Genomic DNA, 18,143 nt, shown 5'->3' on the forward strand with positions numbered 1-18,143 from the left:
GTTTATTGCTAAGCACTCCCTTGATTAGTTTAAGGTAAAAGTTCTGCTTGTAATAAAGCTAGGTCATCATAATCTGAGAGCCCTACGCAAAACACAGATGTTTTGGTGGTAAGGCTATAAATAGAGACATAATGGCGATATATAGGATGTTCTTGGTCATAGGTAATCGTATAAAGTAAATCATTTTGTATAAAGCTATTAATCAAACTTAAATCAGTGCTGGGTAAAGTTAAACTACCTGTATCTAAGAGTTCTAATTGTGAGTTGACTAAGGCGTAAAGAAGTGTACCGTTTTGTATGGTTAAGGCACCGATAATGTTTTTAGAAGAAATAATCTGTTCAGGTGTAAAAGATAGGTCTAAGCTTTTTAGACCAGTAGTGGTTAAAAATTTAAGGCCGTTCTTATGGGTGAAGATAGCATTGCCAGAAGTATCTAAGGCATATTGCTTACTAGATAAAGCGGTAGTATCTGTTGTTAAAGCACCAACTAGCGTTAAATCTAAGGCAGAAGGAGAGAAGGCATAAAGTCTAGCTTTTAAATTGTTAACACCAGCTGTAAGGATGTAATAAATATTATTTACCTCTTGAATATGATAAACATATTGAGGGTTATAAGCTTCTTCGCTTTTAATATGAGGTACACTAATTTCTAGGGTATTTAAGTTAACAAAGTAAAGAGCATTTAATCCCTCGCTAGATGAAACAAAAGCAAAGTCTCCAACTTCTTGATAATGATAAAAATAAGTAAGTGGTGCTAAAGACTGTTCTTGCCTATAGGTATTGACTGCCTCTAATAAGCGCCTATTTGTTTCTTGAGGTAAAAAGCCTTCTGTATAAGGAGCTAGTGCTTCGTTATTAACACTTAAATCATGAGACGTGAGCAAAAGACTTTTTAAGTGCTCCATGGCAGGATCAGCATAAAAAAGCTTTAGTTGGAAGCTTTGATCTTCTTGTAATTGGTTAAAGAAAATAGTTTCTTTAACGCTTCCTTCAGATGAAGAAAACGCTGAAAATTTATGAGCACAGATAATAGCGAGTAAACTGGCTAATAATAAGGTAAGAAATAAACTGATTTTTTTCTTCATGTTACCACACCTCATTAGGATTAAAACCATAAATTTGTAACAGTTCTAATAAAGGACTCATAGCCATGTTTTTAGGTGAAACAAAAAGACCACCTGTAGCATCTAAATCATAGCCAAAATGATTAAAAGCTTGCCATACCAGCAAAGAACAGTGAGTTTCATAGGGCTCTTCACCTTGGTTTTTATCAGCTAGTATATTGTAAGGCAAACCTTTTAAATGGGTGGCCGCATACTCTGCAATGTCATCTAAAGTACTTTGTGGGACATCTTTGAGTCTGAGCATTTTAACGGTAGGATAGTACTGCCATTTAGAAATAGGCTGTTCCATACTGTAAGTACCTGGGTTAAGTGCTTCTAAAGTAATACCTCTTACTTCATCAATAACAATACCAGCATGTCCATGTCGCCAATTGGCTGTATAGGTGGACTGAGTAAGGAGCACATAGCCATTATGATAAGGTCCTAGTTGAAAACCAGATTGGCTGGCGTCTAGTATTTCAGAAGTTGTAACAGGAGGCAGGTATTCACTGGTGATAGATACTTCTTTTAAATAGTTGTCTTGAAATAATTCCATTTTTTCTATAAAATTGGGCATGGTGCGCATTTCATCAATCAGTGGCTTAGTTACCCCAGTTTGTTCAAACAGTGTATTGTAGTCAGCTTCTGTAAAAGTGCTTTGGTTTAAGATAGGAGTTAAATCTTGTTTTTGAACTTGTGGCACATAACGTGGATGTGTACGAAGATAAAAACCACATAAAGCATAAACGCTTATGAATGTTATAAAAAATAAAATAAGAAAAGTTTTCAGTTTCAACGTTATTCACCACCTTTATCGAGTCTTGTTTAGTCTACAAAAAGTATTGTATCATAAAAAACCTAGAAACATAAACAAAGTTCTTATTTTAGAGGGGGTCTAACAGTATTTGAAATTTAGAAATTACTATCAGCTAGAAGTGGAGGACTTATGTTCAGTATTGTTGTTACTATTGTACTGATTCTCAATTTATTTGCTATTATCGCCGTTATTTTTTTAGAAAGGCGTAATCCTGTGACGACTATGGCTTGGTTATTAGCCTTAACCACTATGCCTTTGGTGGGCTTTTTCTTATACCTACTATTTGGAAGAGGGTTTACCAGTAAGAAAGCATTAAGTCTTCAGAAACAAGAAGAACGTTTTGTAAAACGTATTGTAGACCGTCAATTAGGAGATTTAAGTGGTGGGAGGGAAGTCAATGCCACTTATAAGCAATTGATGCAAATGAATTTAAAAGTAGATCAAGCTCTATGCACTAATAATAATGAAGTCAAGATTTATACAGATGGAAAAGAAAAATATGAAGATTTATTAAGGGATTTACAAGAAGCTAAGCAGTATATTCACCTTTTATATTTCATTATAGGTAATGATCAAATTGGAGAAGCTGTTTTTAAGGTTTTAAAAGCTAAGAAGGAAGAAGGGTTAGAGGTTAATGTACTTTTTGATGCTTTAGGACAAGTGAAAGATTCAATGAAGGTTTATAAAAAGTATAAAAAAGCAGGCATAGAAGTTAATATGTTTTCGCCGCTAAAAGCTACTGCTAGTTTAAAAGCGAATTATCGTAATCACAGAAAGCTTGTGATTATAGATGGAGAGATTGGCTATATAGGTGGTATGAATTTATCAGATAGCTATCAAGGAATGGATAAGAGATTAAAGCCTTGGAGAGATACACATCTTCGTATTGTAGGAGGGGCGGTTGCTTTAATGGAAATGCGTTTCATATTAGACTATAGACACGTTTCGGGGAGAAGAATGGAGCATATGGTCAAGTATTTTCAAAGAAAAGAGCATTTTACAGGGACTGTTCCTATTCAAATTGTATCTAGTGGACCTCATGAAACAACTGAAAATATTAAGCTTACCTATGTTAAAATGATTCAGGGTGCAGAAAATTATGTTTATATTCAAACCCCATACTTTATACCGGATGCATCTTTTTTAGATGCCATACGTATAGCGTGTTACTCGGGAAATGATGTGAGGATTATGATTCCTGGGCTTCCTGATAAACGCTTTGTTTACAAAGGAACTTTATCTTATGTAGAAGAGTTGTTAGAGATGGGAGCAAGAGTTTTTTGTTATAATGGTTTCTTACATGCTAAGGCTATTGTAGTAGATGACAAAATGTGTTCTATTGGAAGTGCCAATATGGATATTAGAAGCTTTAAGATTAGCTTTGAATCTAATGCCATTATGTATGACCAAGGGGTAGCAGAAGCTTATAGAGTCATTTTTCTAGAGGATGAAAAACATTGCAAAGAGATTTTACTAGAAGAATTTAAGAAAAGAAGCTGGTTTGAACGCATAGAAGAATCTCTTAGTAGGCTATTGTCACCACTCTTGTAGAGAATGTTATTTGCTAAGAAGCCTAAGATAGTGCTACAATAAACAGGGTAAAATAAAGAAAATAAGGAGGGAACACATGAAAATATTAATAGATGGTGATGGTTGTCCAGTCATTGACCTTACCTTAGAGGTGGCTAGATGCTATGCTATAGAGGTTATTATTTTTTGTGATACCTCTCATCATATTGAAAAGCCAGGAGCTATAACAAAAGTAGTGACAAAAGGTAGTGATGCCGTAGACTTTGTATTAGTCAACGATACAAAAGAAGGTGATTTAGTCATTACTCAGGATTATGGACTAGCAGCTATGGCCTTAGCTAAAAAGGCTAAGGCTATGAATCAAAATGGTCTTGTTTTTTCAGATGATAATCTGTCTACCTTGCTTTTTAGTAGACATATAGCCAAAGAAGTAAGAAGACAAGGTGGAAGAACAAAAGGTCCAAAGAAAAGAGATCCTAAGCAAAATGAAGCTTTTAAAGCTAGTTTAATAAAGGTTATTGAAGCGCAATGATACATGTGAAGATTGCTTTTGATAATAATCATGTACGTCAAGTAGTTGCTAAAGTAAGCAAACATGAAACAAATAGGAATGAGGAATTAAAATGAGTAGTCCAAAAGAAACGATTATTAAAGAGATTTTAAGCATTAGAAGAAGATTAAGCAAAGTACCAACAGATGAGACCAGAGAGATTGAACTTTTTGAAGAACAAATGAGTAAGGCGATGAGACGAGTAGATCAAACCAGCTATTTAGCTAAGAAGTTTGATATGAGGGAGCTGGAAGCGATTAAGGAAGCTTATCGTTCACTTTAAATAAAGTTAATGGTTAAGGAGAGGAATCATGAAATATAGGGTACCTAGTTATTTTGACACCTTTAGGTGTATAGGTGGTGCCTGCCAGGATACTTGCTGCGCAGGTTGGTATATTGCCATTGATGAAGCAACTTATAAAAAATATAAAAAGGTAAAAGACCCTGTGATGAAAAAGCGTTTAGATAAAGAATTAGTTGCTAAGAAGGGGCCGGTTAGTAGCGAACATGTAGCTAAGATTAAACTTAAGAATAACCGTTGTGCTTTCTTATCTTCAGAGGGACTTTGTGACCTTTACACTCATTTGGGAGAGCAGTACTTAAGTCAAACGTGTCAGCTCTATCCACGTACCTTTAATCAGGTCAATGATACCTTAGAGTGTTCTTTAGCATTATCTTGTTCGGAAGCAGCCAGAAGAATTTTGTTAAATCCAGAGGGAATCACCTTTAAGGAAGAAGAGCGAGTTGAGAAGCAAGTGGTGATTAGTGCAAGGCTTGCCGTTAATCCACAAAAACCAAAAGGTTATCAGGATTACCTTTTAGAGATAAGGCAGTTCCTTATTGAACGCTTACAAAAGCGAGAAGATCCTTTTCAACTTCGTTTCTTAAAATTAGAAGCTTATATGAGAGAGTTAGATCATTTAGTGAGAATAGGGGCCTTAAAGAAAATACCAAGTTTTATTCAAGAGAGGACATTTAATGAAAGGCAAAATAAAACCATAGTGTCTGAGGCTAGTTATGATGAGCGTGCATATATCATCTTACTAGATGCTTTAAAAAGCATGAGAAACGGTAAAAAGTGGCCTTCACCTTCCTATGAAGCCTTTTATGAAGAGATGCTACAAGGTTTAGACAAAGAAGGTGGTTTTAATAAGCAACAATTTGAAAAAGGTTGCCAGATTTATGAAGAAACCTTCTTAAATTCCTATAGCTATATACTGGAGAACTACTTTGTGAATTATATTTATGAACGAGCCGTGCCTTTGGATGGAGAAACTCTATTACAAAGCTTAGCTTATTTAAAATTCTATAAGCAGCTTATAGAATTACATCTTATTGGGTTAGTGCTCCATCATGAATCACTAACCAAGGAAAAAGTCGTTAACTTTTTACAAGCCTTTACCAAGGTTTTTGATCATAATGAACTCTATAGAAAGCAATTGATAAAAGCTATAGAAAATAAGTAAAAGTTGAAAGATGAATAAGAATAAGGAGCAAGTAACACTAGAAACAAATAAGAAAGGACAAAAGGCGTGGAAAATCTTAAAGAGCAAAATTTAATGGGATTAAGCCCAGAAGAATTATTAGCAAGTATTCATGGACAAGCACTAACTACAAAGAAAAGTATTTTAGAATATATGGATAAGCTGAAAAGGTTAAGCAAAACAGCGTTAGATGAAAAGCAATTGAAAGAGAGCTATAACTTAATTGAGGAAGCTATTAAAGCGATGTCGGAACAAGTGAAGCCTAACACCATTGTGTATCTTAAAAATGAATTAAAGACAAAGCTAGGTAAATATTCAGGTATGCAAGTAGGGCGTGAAAATGTTTTTTTAAACTTTTTCAAGGAAACCTATGATACAGCCAAGAAAACAAAGGAATATACATGGGTATTAGCCGATCTCACTAAAATCCGTGAGCAACAAATTTTAGATACTTTAAAGACTGTTAATACGTACTGCTTTAAGAATAAATTAACTCAAGGTGAAAAGAAAGATATTTATCCTATGCTGGAACGTATTGTAGATACACAAAATGTAAGGTACATTAATCAGCTTAGAAGTATGGAAGGAATTAGAAAAGCTTTTCGTATAAAAGTGATTGAAGAGGATCAGAAGTTTAAAATTATAAAGATTAAATAATAAGATTAAAAGAGTAAAATAAACTTAGAGATAGCTTTAATGACAAAAAGCTATCTTTTTTAATCCTTTTTATTAAATAAATCTAAAGTTTAGCCGTGGTCCACATAATATGATTATAATAAAAAGTGGGATCATAAAGAGAAGAGGGCTTATCATGGAGGATAAATGGCTAGAACAACTTAAAGAGGAGAAGAATAAAGCAGTAAGATGGGATATACTTAATATGATTCTGGCTATAGGTGCACTTTTAATAGCACAGCTCATAGGGAATAGTATTATCAAACTTGGGCTTCAATTAATGCCAAGCCTGTATAGTTATTTACCATTATTACTAGGAATTAATTTAATAATAAATGCAAGTTTAATGATTTTTTTGATTTATTTAAGTGTGAAATGCATAGAAGGAAAAGGGCTAACGAGTTTAGGTTTGATTTTTAGTCACAAGACCATACAAAGTTATGGAAAAGGCATTTTGACAGGGACGATGATGCTACTTGTGGTAGTGGCTATTGTAGCATTAGGAGGAGGAATAAGTTTTGAAATAAGAGGCATTGATCCCTCTCAGATTTTATCTTTTGGGATCGTTATACTTGCATGGATGATACAAGGAGCCTCAGAAGAAATTCTCATTAGAGGATATCTTTTACCAAGAATAGGTACAAGAAGAGGTTTTGCTACAGGTATTGTTGTATCCTCTGTATGCTTTGGAATGCTACATCTTTTTAACAGTGGTAGTAGTGTAATTGCCATTTTAAATATTAGCTTAACGGGTATTTTTTTGGCACTGTACACGCTCAGAGCGGGAAATCTGTGGATTGCATGTGGATGGCATACAGCTTGGAATTTTGTCCAAGGAAATATACTTGGTTTAAATGTTAGTGGCAATCCTATAGGGGTTACAGGTGAACTGATAAGAGGAAGTATGGAAAGTCGCAATACGCTTTTGACAGGGGGAGAATTTGGAATAGAAGCAAGTTTAGCTACAACTCTTGTTATGTTAGCAGCTATTATTATCAACTTGTTTTGGTATACTGAGGAAAGGGTAGAAGAGACGAGTAGATAATTAACTGGAGAGATAGGTAAATAAAAAGGTGCTGATGCAAAATAGAATAGTTGCATCAGCACCTTTTAGGTAATAGTAAATTGGTGATTAAATGATTTATAATGAGGATTATTTCTTTGAATAAAGTGCTTTAATATGGTCCATATTAGCACCTAAATCACATAAAATAAGGTCAGCTAGGGTAAGAGCGGCCATTGATTCTACAACGACGACAGCTCTAGGTACAATAACGGGATCATGTCTACCATGAATTTCGATTTGTGTATTTTCCCCAGAAGTATTAATGGTTTGCTGTGCCTTAGCAATAGAAGGTGTTGGTTTGAAGTGCGCTTTAAAAATGAGATCACTACCATCAGACATACCACCTAGTGTGCCGCCTGAATGATTCGTATGTTTATTTACCTTTCCATCTGTACTGTAAAAGGCATCATTATACTTAGAACCTAACATTTTAGCTGCTTCAATACCGCTTCCCATTTCAAAAGCTTTAACAGCGCCAATTCCCATAATGGCATAAGCCAGTCTAGCATCGAGTTTATCGAAGACTGTTTCGCCAATACCAGGTTTTAAACCTGTAATCATACATTCTACAACACCACCTACAGAGTCACAGTTAGCTTTAGCTTCAGCAATAAATGCGAGTGCTTCTTCGGCTACTTGGTTACTTGGCATATTAACAGGATTTTCTCTGCATTCATCTAGGCAAAAAGCTTCAGGTGCAACAGTGATAGGACCAATAGCGCGCGTATAAGCTGTAACAGTAATACCTAACGCCTCTAAGAATTTCTTAGCAATAGCACCTGCAGCAACTCTGGCTACTGTTTCACGGCCAGAGGAACGTCCACCACCTCTATAATCACGAATGCCATATTTTTGATTAAAAGTAAAATCAGCGTGAGAAGGGCGATAAACATCCTTAATTTGACTATAATCATGAGACTTTTGATTACTATTACGAATAAGCATAGCAATAGGTGTACCTGTTGTTTTACCTTCAAATACCCCAGAAAGGATTTCTACCTGATCATCCTCTTTGCGAGCCGTTGCCACTTTAGGATTACCAGGCTTACGCCTGTCCATATTCTTCATAATATCTTCTAATGCAATAGGTATATTAGAAGGGCAGCCATCTACTACTACACCTAAGGCTTCCCCGTGGGATTCCCCAAATGTAGAAATGCAAAACATTTTACCGAATATTGAACCTGACATGAAGATGCCCCCTTTATAAAAATTTTGAAATATAACTCATTTTATCAGAGGGTTACATATTCTTCAATAATAATTGTTTAATATTCGCGAAAAATGCTAAAAATAAAGTAGGCACTTATTGAAAAGAAATACATTTTCCTGTAAACTGATTAAAGAGTATGGAAAGATAGGAGACACCCCATGTATGAATTACTAAAAGTAGAGGGACGTGCAAAAAGAGGTAGATTTCATACACCACATGGTGTTATTGAGACCCCAGTGTTTATGAATGTTGCCACAGTAGCCGCTATTAAAGGAGCCTTATCTACAGAAGATTTAGAAACAATAGATACCCAGGTTGTATTATCCAATACGTATCATTTACATCTTAGACCAGGAGATAAGCTGATTAAAGAATTAGGCGGTCTTCATAAGTTTATGGTATGTAATAAACCCATTTTAACGGATTCAGGTGGATTTCAAGTATTTTCACTTGCTGCCATGCGTAAAATCAAAGAAGAAGGAGTATACTTTTCTTCACATATAGATGGTCGTAAAATTTTTATGGGACCAGAAGAAAGTATGCAAATTCAATCTAATCTTGGCTCAACTATAGCCATGGCATTTGATGAATGTCCACCAGCCCTTGCAGATCGTGCTTATATTATGCCTTCTGTAGAACGTACTACCAGATGGCTTAAACGCTGTATGGACGAGATGAATCGCTTAAATAGCCTAGAAGATACTGTGAATAAACAGCAAATGTTATTTGGTATTAACCAAGGTGGTATTTTGCCAGATGTACGTATTGAACATGCAAAGATTATTAGTGAGTTTGACCTTCCAGGTTATGCTGTAGGTGGACTAGCTGTAGGAGAATCTCATGAGGATATGTATCATGTGTTAGAAGCTGTTGTACCATACTTACCACAAAATAAGCCAACTTATTTAATGGGGGTAGGAACACCAGAGAATATCCTAGAAGCTGTTGATAGAGGAATTGACTTCTTCGACTGTGTATTGCCAGCTAGAAATGGTCGTCATGGACATGTTTATACCAATGAAGGTAAATTAAATTTATTTAATCAAAAACATGAAAAAGATATGGGACCTATTGCAGCAGATTGTAAGTGTCCAACTTGTCAGAAATATAGTAGAGCTTACATTAGACATTTATTAAAAGCGAAAGAAATGTTAGGCATGCGCTTATGTGTGATGCATAATCTGCATTATTTTAACAACCTTATGACTGAGATTCGTGACGCATTAGACAAAGGCGAATTTGCAGCTTACAAGAAAATGCGTTTAGAAGGCTATAAAAATAATAAATAAATGGAGGAAGACAAATGAACACAGTATTATTAACAACAACTGCAGGTGCTGGCGGTGGATTAATGAGTATGCTATTAATTTACGCCGTTATTATTGGTGTAATGTGGTTTATCTTAATTAGACCACAAAAGAAACAACAAAAACAAGTTGAAGAAATGCAAAATAGTGTAAAGATTGGCGATACTATTCTTCTTAACTCTGGACTATATGGTAAAGTTGTAGACATTATCAATGATACTTTTATTGTTGAATTTGGTCTTAACAAAAGTGTACGTATTCCAGTGGTAAGATCAACTGTTGCACGTGTTGCAGAGCCAAACTTAACAGTAGGTAAAAAAGCTGATTTAGTTGACGATGACGGTACAGAATATGAATATGTAGAAGTAGAAGTAGAAGTAGATGAAAACGGCAACGAAATTGGTGAAGTAAAAAAATAATAAAGTAAGCTAGAGGCGTATAAACCATGTTTATACGCCTTTTATAGTAAACGCACTTGACTTTTAAATCTTACAGATGTAATATTTGATAAAAGATTAATTTGAATAAAATAAATATTCGATAGTTAATCTTTTTTTGAATTTAAGTCTTACAAATGTAAGATTTAAATACGCACTGTAATAGGGGATAAAAAAATATATATACGTGGTCAGGTGAAGAAAAGATGAAAAATAAATGGGTTAGCTTATTAGGTATTTTAGGAATCCTACTGCTAGGAGGTTGTGCTGAAAGAAAATCTCCCTCAGGTGAAATAGTAAGTGAAACATTAACTAGGCGAGAGGTAGAAGTGGTGGAATATGATGATACAGTAGAACAAGAAAATTATAACCTCATAATAGAACCGGAAGAAAAGCAAAAAATAGAAAAAGAAGCAGTGCAGGTGGCTTTACTTTATAAAACTATTTATAAGGCAGCTGATAAGGGAGAGTCATATAATGTAGTGATTTCAGAAGAAATCGTTGAAGAAATTAAAGAATGTCTAGCTAGAAAGAATAAGGTTGTTATAGATGATGCTGGGCATTTTAATATGGCAAATAGTAAGCTTGCTCAAGTATTTTGTGAAGCAGCACTTTCAGGAGAGGAGGCTGAGGTAACCATTTATGAACTTCATAGAAATGGTGGATATTCAAGATTAGATTTTCATGTAAAAAATAAACAAATGGATTTAATGGTAGTAAGTGTTGGGTGGAACGAATCTATAGAACCTCAGGTAACTTATATGGAAAAGTATCAGTTGAAGAACTGGCAGTATACAGACAAAGGATATTTGATTTATGAAAGATATTTTTCACCGTTTATAGAATGTAGTGGCTATAGTATTCTTCGAGTTAGACCACTAAAAGAAGAATACCTAGAGCTTACTAATGCTTATATAAGGCCTATTGGATATCAAGGCAATAACTTGTTTTTAGCGAATTGGAACAAAGAGGATATGACACCTATTGCTTTTAATGATGTGTTTGAGTATTTTTACTATTTAACAAAGGGAGAATCTATAAATGTAGAGCGTTACAAGAAGGGTATCCCTGAGCTAGAATTTGAAACTATTTTATGTACTTATCTTACTATTACGGGAGAAGAATTAAAAAAATTCGCCTATTATGATCAGCAGACAAAATATTATAAGTGGCAAGTATTAGGTTGTGCAAATTATACGGCTACGCCAAAAGGTTACCCTGTTCCAGAGGTAATTGACTGTATAAGAAACAAGGATGGAAGTATAACATTAACGGTAGATGCTTTATGGGAAGAATATGGTACAGATTGTGCATTTACACATGAAGTGACTATTGTGCCTCAATCTGATGGTAACTTTTATTATATAGGAAATAGCATACAACCAAAAGGAAATCAAATCATTCCAGTTTATAGAAATAGGATAAAAATAGATTAAATTAAAGAAGGTGAGATTTTGAAAAGGTTAAAACGAATGATTATACTATTAGTATGCTTAACGGGTTGCAGTGGGTTAAGCCTACAGGAAAATGAAGCAATCTTAGAGGAACAATATACTGAAGAAATACAGCCAGAATATGTAAAGCTTCCTATGAGTGAAGAGGAGAAAAGGATTTGCAGTGAAGAGATACTTGAAGTAGCTAACCTTTATCGGGTGTTTTACCAGTCTAATCCTTTTATTAGTGAAGAGCAAATTAAAGAGATTGTGGAAATAGTTGGAGAGGCAGGAATCCCTGTTACAGATAGTGATAATAAGGTAAATATGAAAAATCCTCAGATTATAGAATCTTTTTGTAAAGAGGTAGAGGCAGGAGAAGATACTAAGGCTACTTTGTATAGGGTAACAATTGATGGTGGTATCGTGAGATTAGATTTTAATAAGGAAGAAGACAGTATGAGTGTGATGCAAACGGTTGTAAGTTGGAATGATTCTAAGGAACCAGAAATCACTTATATGGAAAAATTTATAATCTATCAATGGCAATATACAAGGAAAGGATATTTGCTTTATAAACGGTCATATGAGTCTCTTGCACCTTTTGGCATGGATTATAATGATGGTTATGAAGCTATTAGAGTCATACCATTAAGGGATGAATATCGCCAGTTATGTAAAAAGTATATTGAGTCTATAGGATATGAAAATAATAATTTATTTTTAACGAACTGGAATGAAAATGATTTAGGAGGACTCCAATTCAATGATTTATTTGAGAAGCTTTATTACTTAAAAACGGGTCATTGGATTAAGCTAGAAGATTATACTAAAGGGATAGAAACCGAAGTTTTTGAGGAACTTATCATGACTTATTTTGATATTTCAAAGGCAGAGATCAGAAGAAATGCCCTCTATGATGAGGTGCTTAAAAAGTATATTTGGTATAGTCGCTCTGCTGGTGAATATACTTTTCAAACACCACCACTACCAGAGGTTATAGATTGCATCAAGCATCAGGATGGGACTTTAACATTAGTAGTAGATGCCGTTTGGCCACAACATAGTACAGATAGTGCCTTTACTCATGAAGTAACCATTAGATTGAAGGAGCAAGGTAGATTCGTTTATGTATCTAATAGTTTAAAAGCTTCAGAAGAAGATATTTATCCAGCTTACATACCTAGAACAAAGGAAAATAGTACCATTATCTACAAAAACGAATAAATGGAGGTTAAGAGGCTTCATATAAGCCTTTTTCATTTAAAATAGAAATGGCAATGTCGGCAGCACGGGCTCCATCAGCATACTCTTTACTTGCTATATGGGTGGCAAAGATATAAGCTTTGCCACTTTTTTCTATGTATCCAATAAACCAACCACTTATATCCTTATCATTAACACGTCCAGTTCCCGTTTTACCTGAAAGAATATAAGTGGAAGACTCAGAAATTTTAATGGCTTGTTTTAAAGTAAGAATGTCTTTGGGATTAAAAGCTAAATCCTGCTTATAAAAAGCAGTTAGAAGCTGAACTTGTTCCAAAGGAGAAATTTTGAGGGAAGAATTTAACAAAAAGGTATCCATTCCACCCGATAAATCTTCATTACCATAGTGTAGCTTTTTAAGATAAGTAGCAAGTTTTGATGCACCTAGGGCTGTATCTAAGTCTTGAAAATACCAATTAACTGAATAATTCATAGCAGAAATTAGTGTCTGGTCTTGGTTCCAAGTTTCAAAAGGATAAATAGTGCCATCCCAAATACGTTTTGAATGTTCAGGAGTTATAGTATTGGCATCTAAAGCAAAGAGAGCGCTATAGAGCTTATACGTAGAATTGGGAGAAGTTCTTTCTAAAGCATGGGTTTTGTTGTAAATAGAATAAGTATCCTCTTCAAGGTCATATAGAACAAAAGTACCTATATAATCACCAAAAAAAGCATGTAAATCTTCTTCCTTAACATTGCTTGAACCAAAGTTAAAAGCTACCTTATTAGAAATAGGCCTAGCAATAAGTGGAAGTGTTTGTAGGGTAATCAAAACAACTAAGCCAAAAATAAAATAACTTTTTACCTTAAGTTTTTTTGAGGGGGATTGATAATGGGTAATATGAATAATTCGCTTTTTAAGTAATTCTTTACCTTGGCTCAGATTAGTTCTAGGTGCCAATGAATAGGAATGAGCTTGATCGGCAAAATGAATCAGGGTATAGCCGTAGTCAGCATATTGATTTTCTTCTAAGCCATTGAGTACAGAAGAGTCACAGACCAATTCACGGTCTAGCTTCATTTCTTTTAAGGCGTAAAGAATCAAGGGATGAAACCAATAAATTATGGTTAAAGCTGATATGATGTAATTTATTAAGATATCCTTATGTTTATAGTGTTGTAATTCATGAAGAAAAATGTAACGTACTTCTTGTATTGAGTAAGATTGAGTAAGAGTATGGGGTAAAATGATTTTAGGCTTTAGTAATCCTGTTAAAATTGGACTTTTAATAGAACTACTTAATCTAAGATCAATGAATGACGTGATTCCTAATTCCTGTTTACAAGTAGTCAATAAAGAAATAAGAGCGGAATCTGTGACGGGTTTTAAATACTTTTGTTTTTGATAAAAACGCTTATGATAGCATATAGCAATTAAAACAAGAAGTAAAATACCTGAGAGCCATATAACTTCAAAGCTAGTGATCAAAAGGTCGGGTAGCTGCTTGTCTGTAGAAATAGAAAAATCTTGTAATAAGCGTTGATTAATTATAGATAAGGTTTGCTTAGAATAATTTCCATACTCAGAGTATGTTGTAGAATCGCTAAAACTAAAAGGTAATAGGGTTCGTATATTCCAGTAAAAGAAGGTGTTCGGAATAAAGGGCACTAGTAAAGTAAAACAAAGGATAAAATCTAGATAATATTGAAATGTTGTAGAAAGCTGATTTTTAAAGAGGTATTTAACTAATAAAATACCTCCTATAAAAAAAGAAAGTAAAAAGCAGCAAACTAAAAAGTGAATAGAAAAAGGTAAGTACATTTTCTAATCTCCTTTCTCTTTTCTTGTATTTAAAATCTGTTTTAATGTGTGAATTTCTTCTTGAGAAAGTTTATCATTTTCTAAAAAGTTAAGAACCATCGCATTTAAAGCACCGTTATAAAAACGATTGAGGAAAGAAGTGCTTTCCTTATTTAAATAATCTTCTTGTCTAACTAAGGGAGTATAAACAAATACACGACTATTTTTTTCGTAAGTTAATACTTTTTTCTTAACTAAACGAAGAAGCATGGTTTGAATGGTCTTAGGACTCCATGATGTAGTGGATGAAAGTTTATCAATAACATCATTGGTACTAATAGGTGCATAGTTCCAAATGACTTTCATAACTTCATATTCGGCTTCAGAAATTTGGGGTATTGAATTCAAAAATAATAACCTCCTTAATCTTACATATGTAATAGATAAATAAATTATAGGCTTACTTTTTCTACTATGTCAATCATTAGGAATGAAATGAATGGTTTAAATGCAGTGATATTAAAATTTTGAAAAATGTAAAATATGTGTCATTTACGATATAAAAGTCAGAGTAAGCCTATAAAAAATGATAGTAACTTAAACAGGGTAAAAGAAGAATAGAATAATCCATAAAGTAAATAAGGACATGGTGGATTTGTGTTTGTAAATTTCAAGAGTAAGATTAATCATATTAAGATACAATATATAGATAAAAACAAACAAAAAAATGAGACTTATACAGTAAAAAATTGGATAAAATAAATAAAAATATTCATTTTCAATTCATATTTTATTAATAAAGGTAGTGTAATATAAGTATCAAGCAAGAGAATTAATCTTTTGCTTACAAAATCTCCCCATAATATATCTATTTTCCTGTTTATAAAATATGAACGGAACGAGAGAGGAAGCCAATCCCCAATGGCTTCCTCTCTTTACTTTTTATTGATAGTCAAAGCATAGAAGAAAATAAGAATTATCAAAAGAATTAATAAATCATAGCAAAACATGATTTATTCCTAACAAATTCCTAACAAGGAATTTTAAATATTAACTATGATAATCAATGAATTAGAAGACTACATATTTTTTGTAAGAATACAAAAAAGTTGCCCATAAAGGACAACTACTGAATTTTATTTATTTCATCTTTAAGTTGCTCTATTTGCCTGTGTGTATATACACGTTCTGTTAAATCAGCAATAGCATGTCCAACAATCAGTTTTAGACAATATTCATCTACTCTAGCTTCTTTTGCTCTAGATATAAATGTATGCCTAGTTTCATGTGGATTATGCTGTATATCTAATGCTTTCATGATTTTTTTATATGAATATCTGTATTGCTCATAATTTATGCCGAACAGCGTGGCATGCGCTGTATTCAGTCTATTTTGTATGAGAGAAATAATCTTATTGTGGATGGGCACAATTCTATCTATACCACTATCAGTTTTTATTCCCCCGAGCATTGTGCCGTTTTCTAAGCTTATATTATTAGGGTCTAAATCTGTAAGTTCGCTAGGGCGCCATCCGCTATAAATACCAATTAGTATTATATCCACATTTTCAATATGCAGGTTGTTCCATAGCTTTTGTATTTCTTCTTCAGTAAATATTTCGATTTTTTTCTCCCGATCATATTTGCCTATTGGATTAATAAGAGCAGAGTAGTCTTTTTTTGCAATATCATTCTTCATAGCGTATTTGTAAAGTTGATTGAAAAGACTCTTGATGTGTTGCTTAGTTGCTTGTCCTACAGTGCAGTTGTTTAATACTCCTTCTAAATGAGCAGCTTTAATATCTTTAAACTTCATGTTGTGTAGCAATATACACTTAGAATACGCTGATCTTGTTCCTCTTATCCTGGAGTCACTTATTTTTTCAAAGTGTTCCTTTGACCATTTTTCATATAGCTCAGAGAATGTAATCTTAGAAGCATCTATGTCATATGGATTTTGGTTATAATCAGCCAGAGCTTGAAGAGCTACGTCACGTTTCTCAAAATATCCAATCGTAGAAAGTATAGGTTTATATATTCCTTTTTCAGTATCTACTTCCCAATCAGTTGTTACTCTTACAATCCAAGGTCTACGGCGTTTCCCTTTAAGTTTATATACTTGACCGTATCCGTTGGGTAATTTCATAAAATCACTTCTTATTGATATTTAGGAGTGCATAAGTTATACTAAATATGCTAGGGTGTATAAATTATGCACTCAGTAGGGTTATGGTGTTGGTAGCATCATAACCCTATTTTATATTAGTGTTCTTTAACTCGATTAGAGTGCGAATCATACGAATTGATAACTCTTTATTTTTGGCTATTAAGTGTTCATAATTAGCACCATCATAAATAAGTAATTCAGCAGCAAATTTATTTGATTGTATTTCGATTATTCCACTTTTAGGTAATATAAACGAATCTTTCATTAGTTGTATTTGTTTTGTACTGTGAAGAACGTCATGCCCAAGTTCATGAGCGGCTGCAATGAGCGTACAAAGTTCATCTAAATTTTCATTTATACCAATATATCTATTGCCTAGTATTTTTTTGTAAATCCCCTTTATTTCACCTAAATCATAGTAGTCTACATCAATTCCCCTAAGTTCAGCTATTCGTATTGGGTCATGGGTATTGTACATGGATACTAGATTGTTAACTCTTCTAGCTATATCCACAGGCAATCCTCCTATTTTTTTGAGTGTGATTTGGCATATTTTTCTTTGTTTTTTTGTTTAGACTTCCAAAACAGATCATTCAGTGCGAGCATGAGCTTTTCTTTATCTTCATCAGACACATCTTCATCATCGAAGAGTAGCGCAGATTCATTCATAATTTTTTCATATTGATTTAATTCTACTTTTGTCATTTTCTTACCAGTAAGAGGATTCATTTGTTCTAGCGAAGGTTCATCAGTCCATCCCATAAGATAGCCTGTTGTAGTTTTTAGTATTTTGCTTAATGGTTCAAGAATGGTAATTGGTAAATTTTCAATTTCATTGCTCTCATATCTATATACAGTAGCTCTATTTTTTCCTAAACTATTTGCAACATCATCTACTGATAAGCCTAATTCTTTTCTTCTATTTTTAATTCTCTCGCCTATATTCATATTTAAATTACACCTCCATTGAATGTATTCTACACCAATAGTCGCATTATTGCAACTAAAAATAATGAAAATAATATATTTTTTGCATGAGTTGCGAAAAAAGTATTGACTTGTATTTTTTTTAATGTTACCATTTAGTAAATCGCATCATATGCGACTTTAAAGGAGGTGTAAATATGGTAAATGTGAACAAGTTAAAAGGGAAGATTGTCGAAAATGGTTTAACGATTAATGAAGTAGCAGATAAAATAGGGATTGACAGAAGCACATTGTACAGAAAAATAGGAAATAATTGTGATACTTTATCAATCAAAGAAGCTAACAAGATTGTTGAAGTATTAAATTTAAGTTGTGAAGAAGCAGTTTCAATTTTTTTTGCATCTAATGTCGCATGAAATGCGAATAA

19 protein-coding genes are annotated in these 18,143 nt (G+C 33.5%); 11 read left to right on the forward strand and 8 right to left on the reverse strand.

Annotation, left to right across the window (positions count from 1 at the left end):
• Nucleotides 1–29 precede the first annotated feature (29 nt).
• Both QTL86_RS02400 and QTL86_RS02405 read right to left on the reverse strand, forming a co-directional pair.
• Complete coding sequence (locus QTL86_RS02400) at nt 30–1,085, reverse strand: hypothetical protein (protein ID WP_410496350.1); 1,056 nt, start codon at nt 1,083–1,085, stop codon at nt 30–32.
• Nucleotide 1,086: 1 nt separating this feature from the next.
• The gene (locus tag QTL86_RS02405) at nt 1,087–1,899 is read right to left on the reverse strand and encodes a hypothetical protein (RefSeq protein WP_127067289.1); all 813 of its coding nucleotides are present in this window, start codon (nt 1,897–1,899) and stop codon (nt 1,087–1,089) included.
• Between the two features lie 150 nt (nt 1,900–2,049).
• Between QTL86_RS02405 and cls the strand changes: the two genes are divergently transcribed.
• From cls to QTL86_RS02435, 6 genes are all read left to right on the forward strand, one after another.
• Complete coding sequence (gene cls, locus QTL86_RS02410; RefSeq protein ID WP_410496351.1) at nt 2,050–3,471, forward strand: cardiolipin synthase; 1,422 nt, start codon at nt 2,050–2,052, stop codon at nt 3,469–3,471.
• A gap of 76 nt (nt 3,472–3,547) precedes the next feature.
• On the forward strand, nt 3,548–3,982 hold the full coding sequence (locus QTL86_RS02415) for a YaiI/YqxD family protein (RefSeq protein WP_013657884.1): 435 nt from the start codon (nt 3,548–3,550) through the stop codon (nt 3,980–3,982).
• Between the two features lie 91 nt (nt 3,983–4,073).
• Nucleotides 4,074–4,283: a hypothetical protein gene (locus QTL86_RS02420; RefSeq protein ID WP_013657882.1), complete on the forward strand. Its 210-nt coding sequence runs from the start codon at nt 4,074–4,076 to the stop codon at nt 4,281–4,283.
• A 28-nt stretch (nt 4,284–4,311) separates the two neighbouring features.
• Entirely contained in the window at nt 4,312–5,466 is a 1,155-nt protein-coding gene (fliB, locus tag QTL86_RS02425) for a flagellin lysine-N-methylase (protein ID WP_410496352.1), read from the forward strand.
• Nucleotides 5,467–5,532: 66 nt separating this feature from the next.
• On the forward strand, nt 5,533–6,141 hold the full coding sequence (locus QTL86_RS02430; RefSeq protein WP_410496353.1) for a hypothetical protein: 609 nt from the start codon (nt 5,533–5,535) through the stop codon (nt 6,139–6,141).
• 154 nt (nt 6,142–6,295) lie between these two features.
• Entirely contained in the window at nt 6,296–7,204 is a 909-nt protein-coding gene (locus tag QTL86_RS02435) for a CPBP family intramembrane glutamic endopeptidase (RefSeq protein WP_410496354.1), read from the forward strand.
• Between the two features lie 108 nt (nt 7,205–7,312).
• Here the strand turns inward: QTL86_RS02435 and aroC are convergent, their stop codons facing one another.
• The gene (gene aroC / locus QTL86_RS02440) at nt 7,313–8,416 is read right to left on the reverse strand and encodes a chorismate synthase (protein WP_127067284.1); all 1,104 of its coding nucleotides are present in this window, start codon (nt 8,414–8,416) and stop codon (nt 7,313–7,315) included.
• Between the two features lie 180 nt (nt 8,417–8,596).
• Between aroC and tgt the strand changes: the two genes are divergently transcribed.
• The 4 genes from tgt (at nt 8,597) to QTL86_RS02460 (ending at nt 12,842) form a co-directional block, all read left to right on the forward strand.
• Entirely contained in the window at nt 8,597–9,727 is a 1,131-nt protein-coding gene (tgt, locus tag QTL86_RS02445; protein ID WP_013657877.1) for a tRNA guanosine(34) transglycosylase Tgt, read from the forward strand.
• A gap of 14 nt (nt 9,728–9,741) precedes the next feature.
• The gene (yajC, locus tag QTL86_RS02450) at nt 9,742–10,164 is read left to right on the forward strand and encodes a preprotein translocase subunit YajC (RefSeq protein WP_013657876.1); all 423 of its coding nucleotides are present in this window, start codon (nt 9,742–9,744) and stop codon (nt 10,162–10,164) included.
• Between the two features lie 224 nt (nt 10,165–10,388).
• A complete protein-coding gene (locus QTL86_RS02455; RefSeq protein ID WP_410496356.1) occupies nt 10,389–11,618 on the forward strand; it encodes a DUF6070 family protein in 1,230 nt (409 codons plus the stop codon).
• Between the two features lie 18 nt (nt 11,619–11,636).
• On the forward strand, nt 11,637–12,842 hold the full coding sequence (locus QTL86_RS02460) for a DUF6070 family protein (RefSeq protein ID WP_410496357.1): 1,206 nt from the start codon (nt 11,637–11,639) through the stop codon (nt 12,840–12,842).
• 7 nt (nt 12,843–12,849) lie between these two features.
• Here QTL86_RS02460 and QTL86_RS02465 read toward each other — a convergent pair whose 3' ends face one another.
• From QTL86_RS02465 to QTL86_RS02485, 5 genes are all read right to left on the reverse strand, one after another.
• Nucleotides 12,850–14,643, reverse strand: coding sequence for a BlaR1 family beta-lactam sensor/signal transducer (locus tag QTL86_RS02465; RefSeq protein WP_410496358.1), 1,794 nt, complete (start codon nt 14,641–14,643; stop codon nt 12,850–12,852).
• 3 nt (nt 14,644–14,646) lie between these two features.
• On the reverse strand, nt 14,647–15,030 hold the full coding sequence (locus tag QTL86_RS02470; protein WP_013657872.1) for a BlaI/MecI/CopY family transcriptional regulator: 384 nt from the start codon (nt 15,028–15,030) through the stop codon (nt 14,647–14,649).
• Between the two features lie 718 nt (nt 15,031–15,748).
• Entirely contained in the window at nt 15,749–16,768 is a 1,020-nt protein-coding gene (locus tag QTL86_RS02475) for a tyrosine-type recombinase/integrase (protein WP_410496359.1), read from the reverse strand.
• A gap of 106 nt (nt 16,769–16,874) precedes the next feature.
• On the reverse strand, nt 16,875–17,303 hold the full coding sequence (locus tag QTL86_RS02480) for an ImmA/IrrE family metallo-endopeptidase (protein WP_410496360.1): 429 nt from the start codon (nt 17,301–17,303) through the stop codon (nt 16,875–16,877).
• An 11-nt stretch (nt 17,304–17,314) separates the two neighbouring features.
• A complete protein-coding gene (locus QTL86_RS02485) occupies nt 17,315–17,737 on the reverse strand; it encodes a helix-turn-helix domain-containing protein (RefSeq protein WP_410496361.1) in 423 nt (140 codons plus the stop codon).
• A gap of 176 nt (nt 17,738–17,913) precedes the next feature.
• On the opposite strand from QTL86_RS02485, the gene QTL86_RS02490 reads away from it, so the two are divergent.
• Nucleotides 17,914–18,132: a helix-turn-helix transcriptional regulator gene (locus QTL86_RS02490; RefSeq protein WP_410496362.1), complete on the forward strand. Its 219-nt coding sequence runs from the start codon at nt 17,914–17,916 to the stop codon at nt 18,130–18,132.
• The last annotated feature ends 11 nt before the right edge of the window (nt 18,133–18,143 follow it).

The sequence above is a fragment of the Cellulosilyticum sp. ST5 genome (assembly GCF_046529625.1).
GTDB lineage: Bacteria > Bacillota > Clostridia > Lachnospirales > Cellulosilyticaceae > Cellulosilyticum > Cellulosilyticum lentocellum.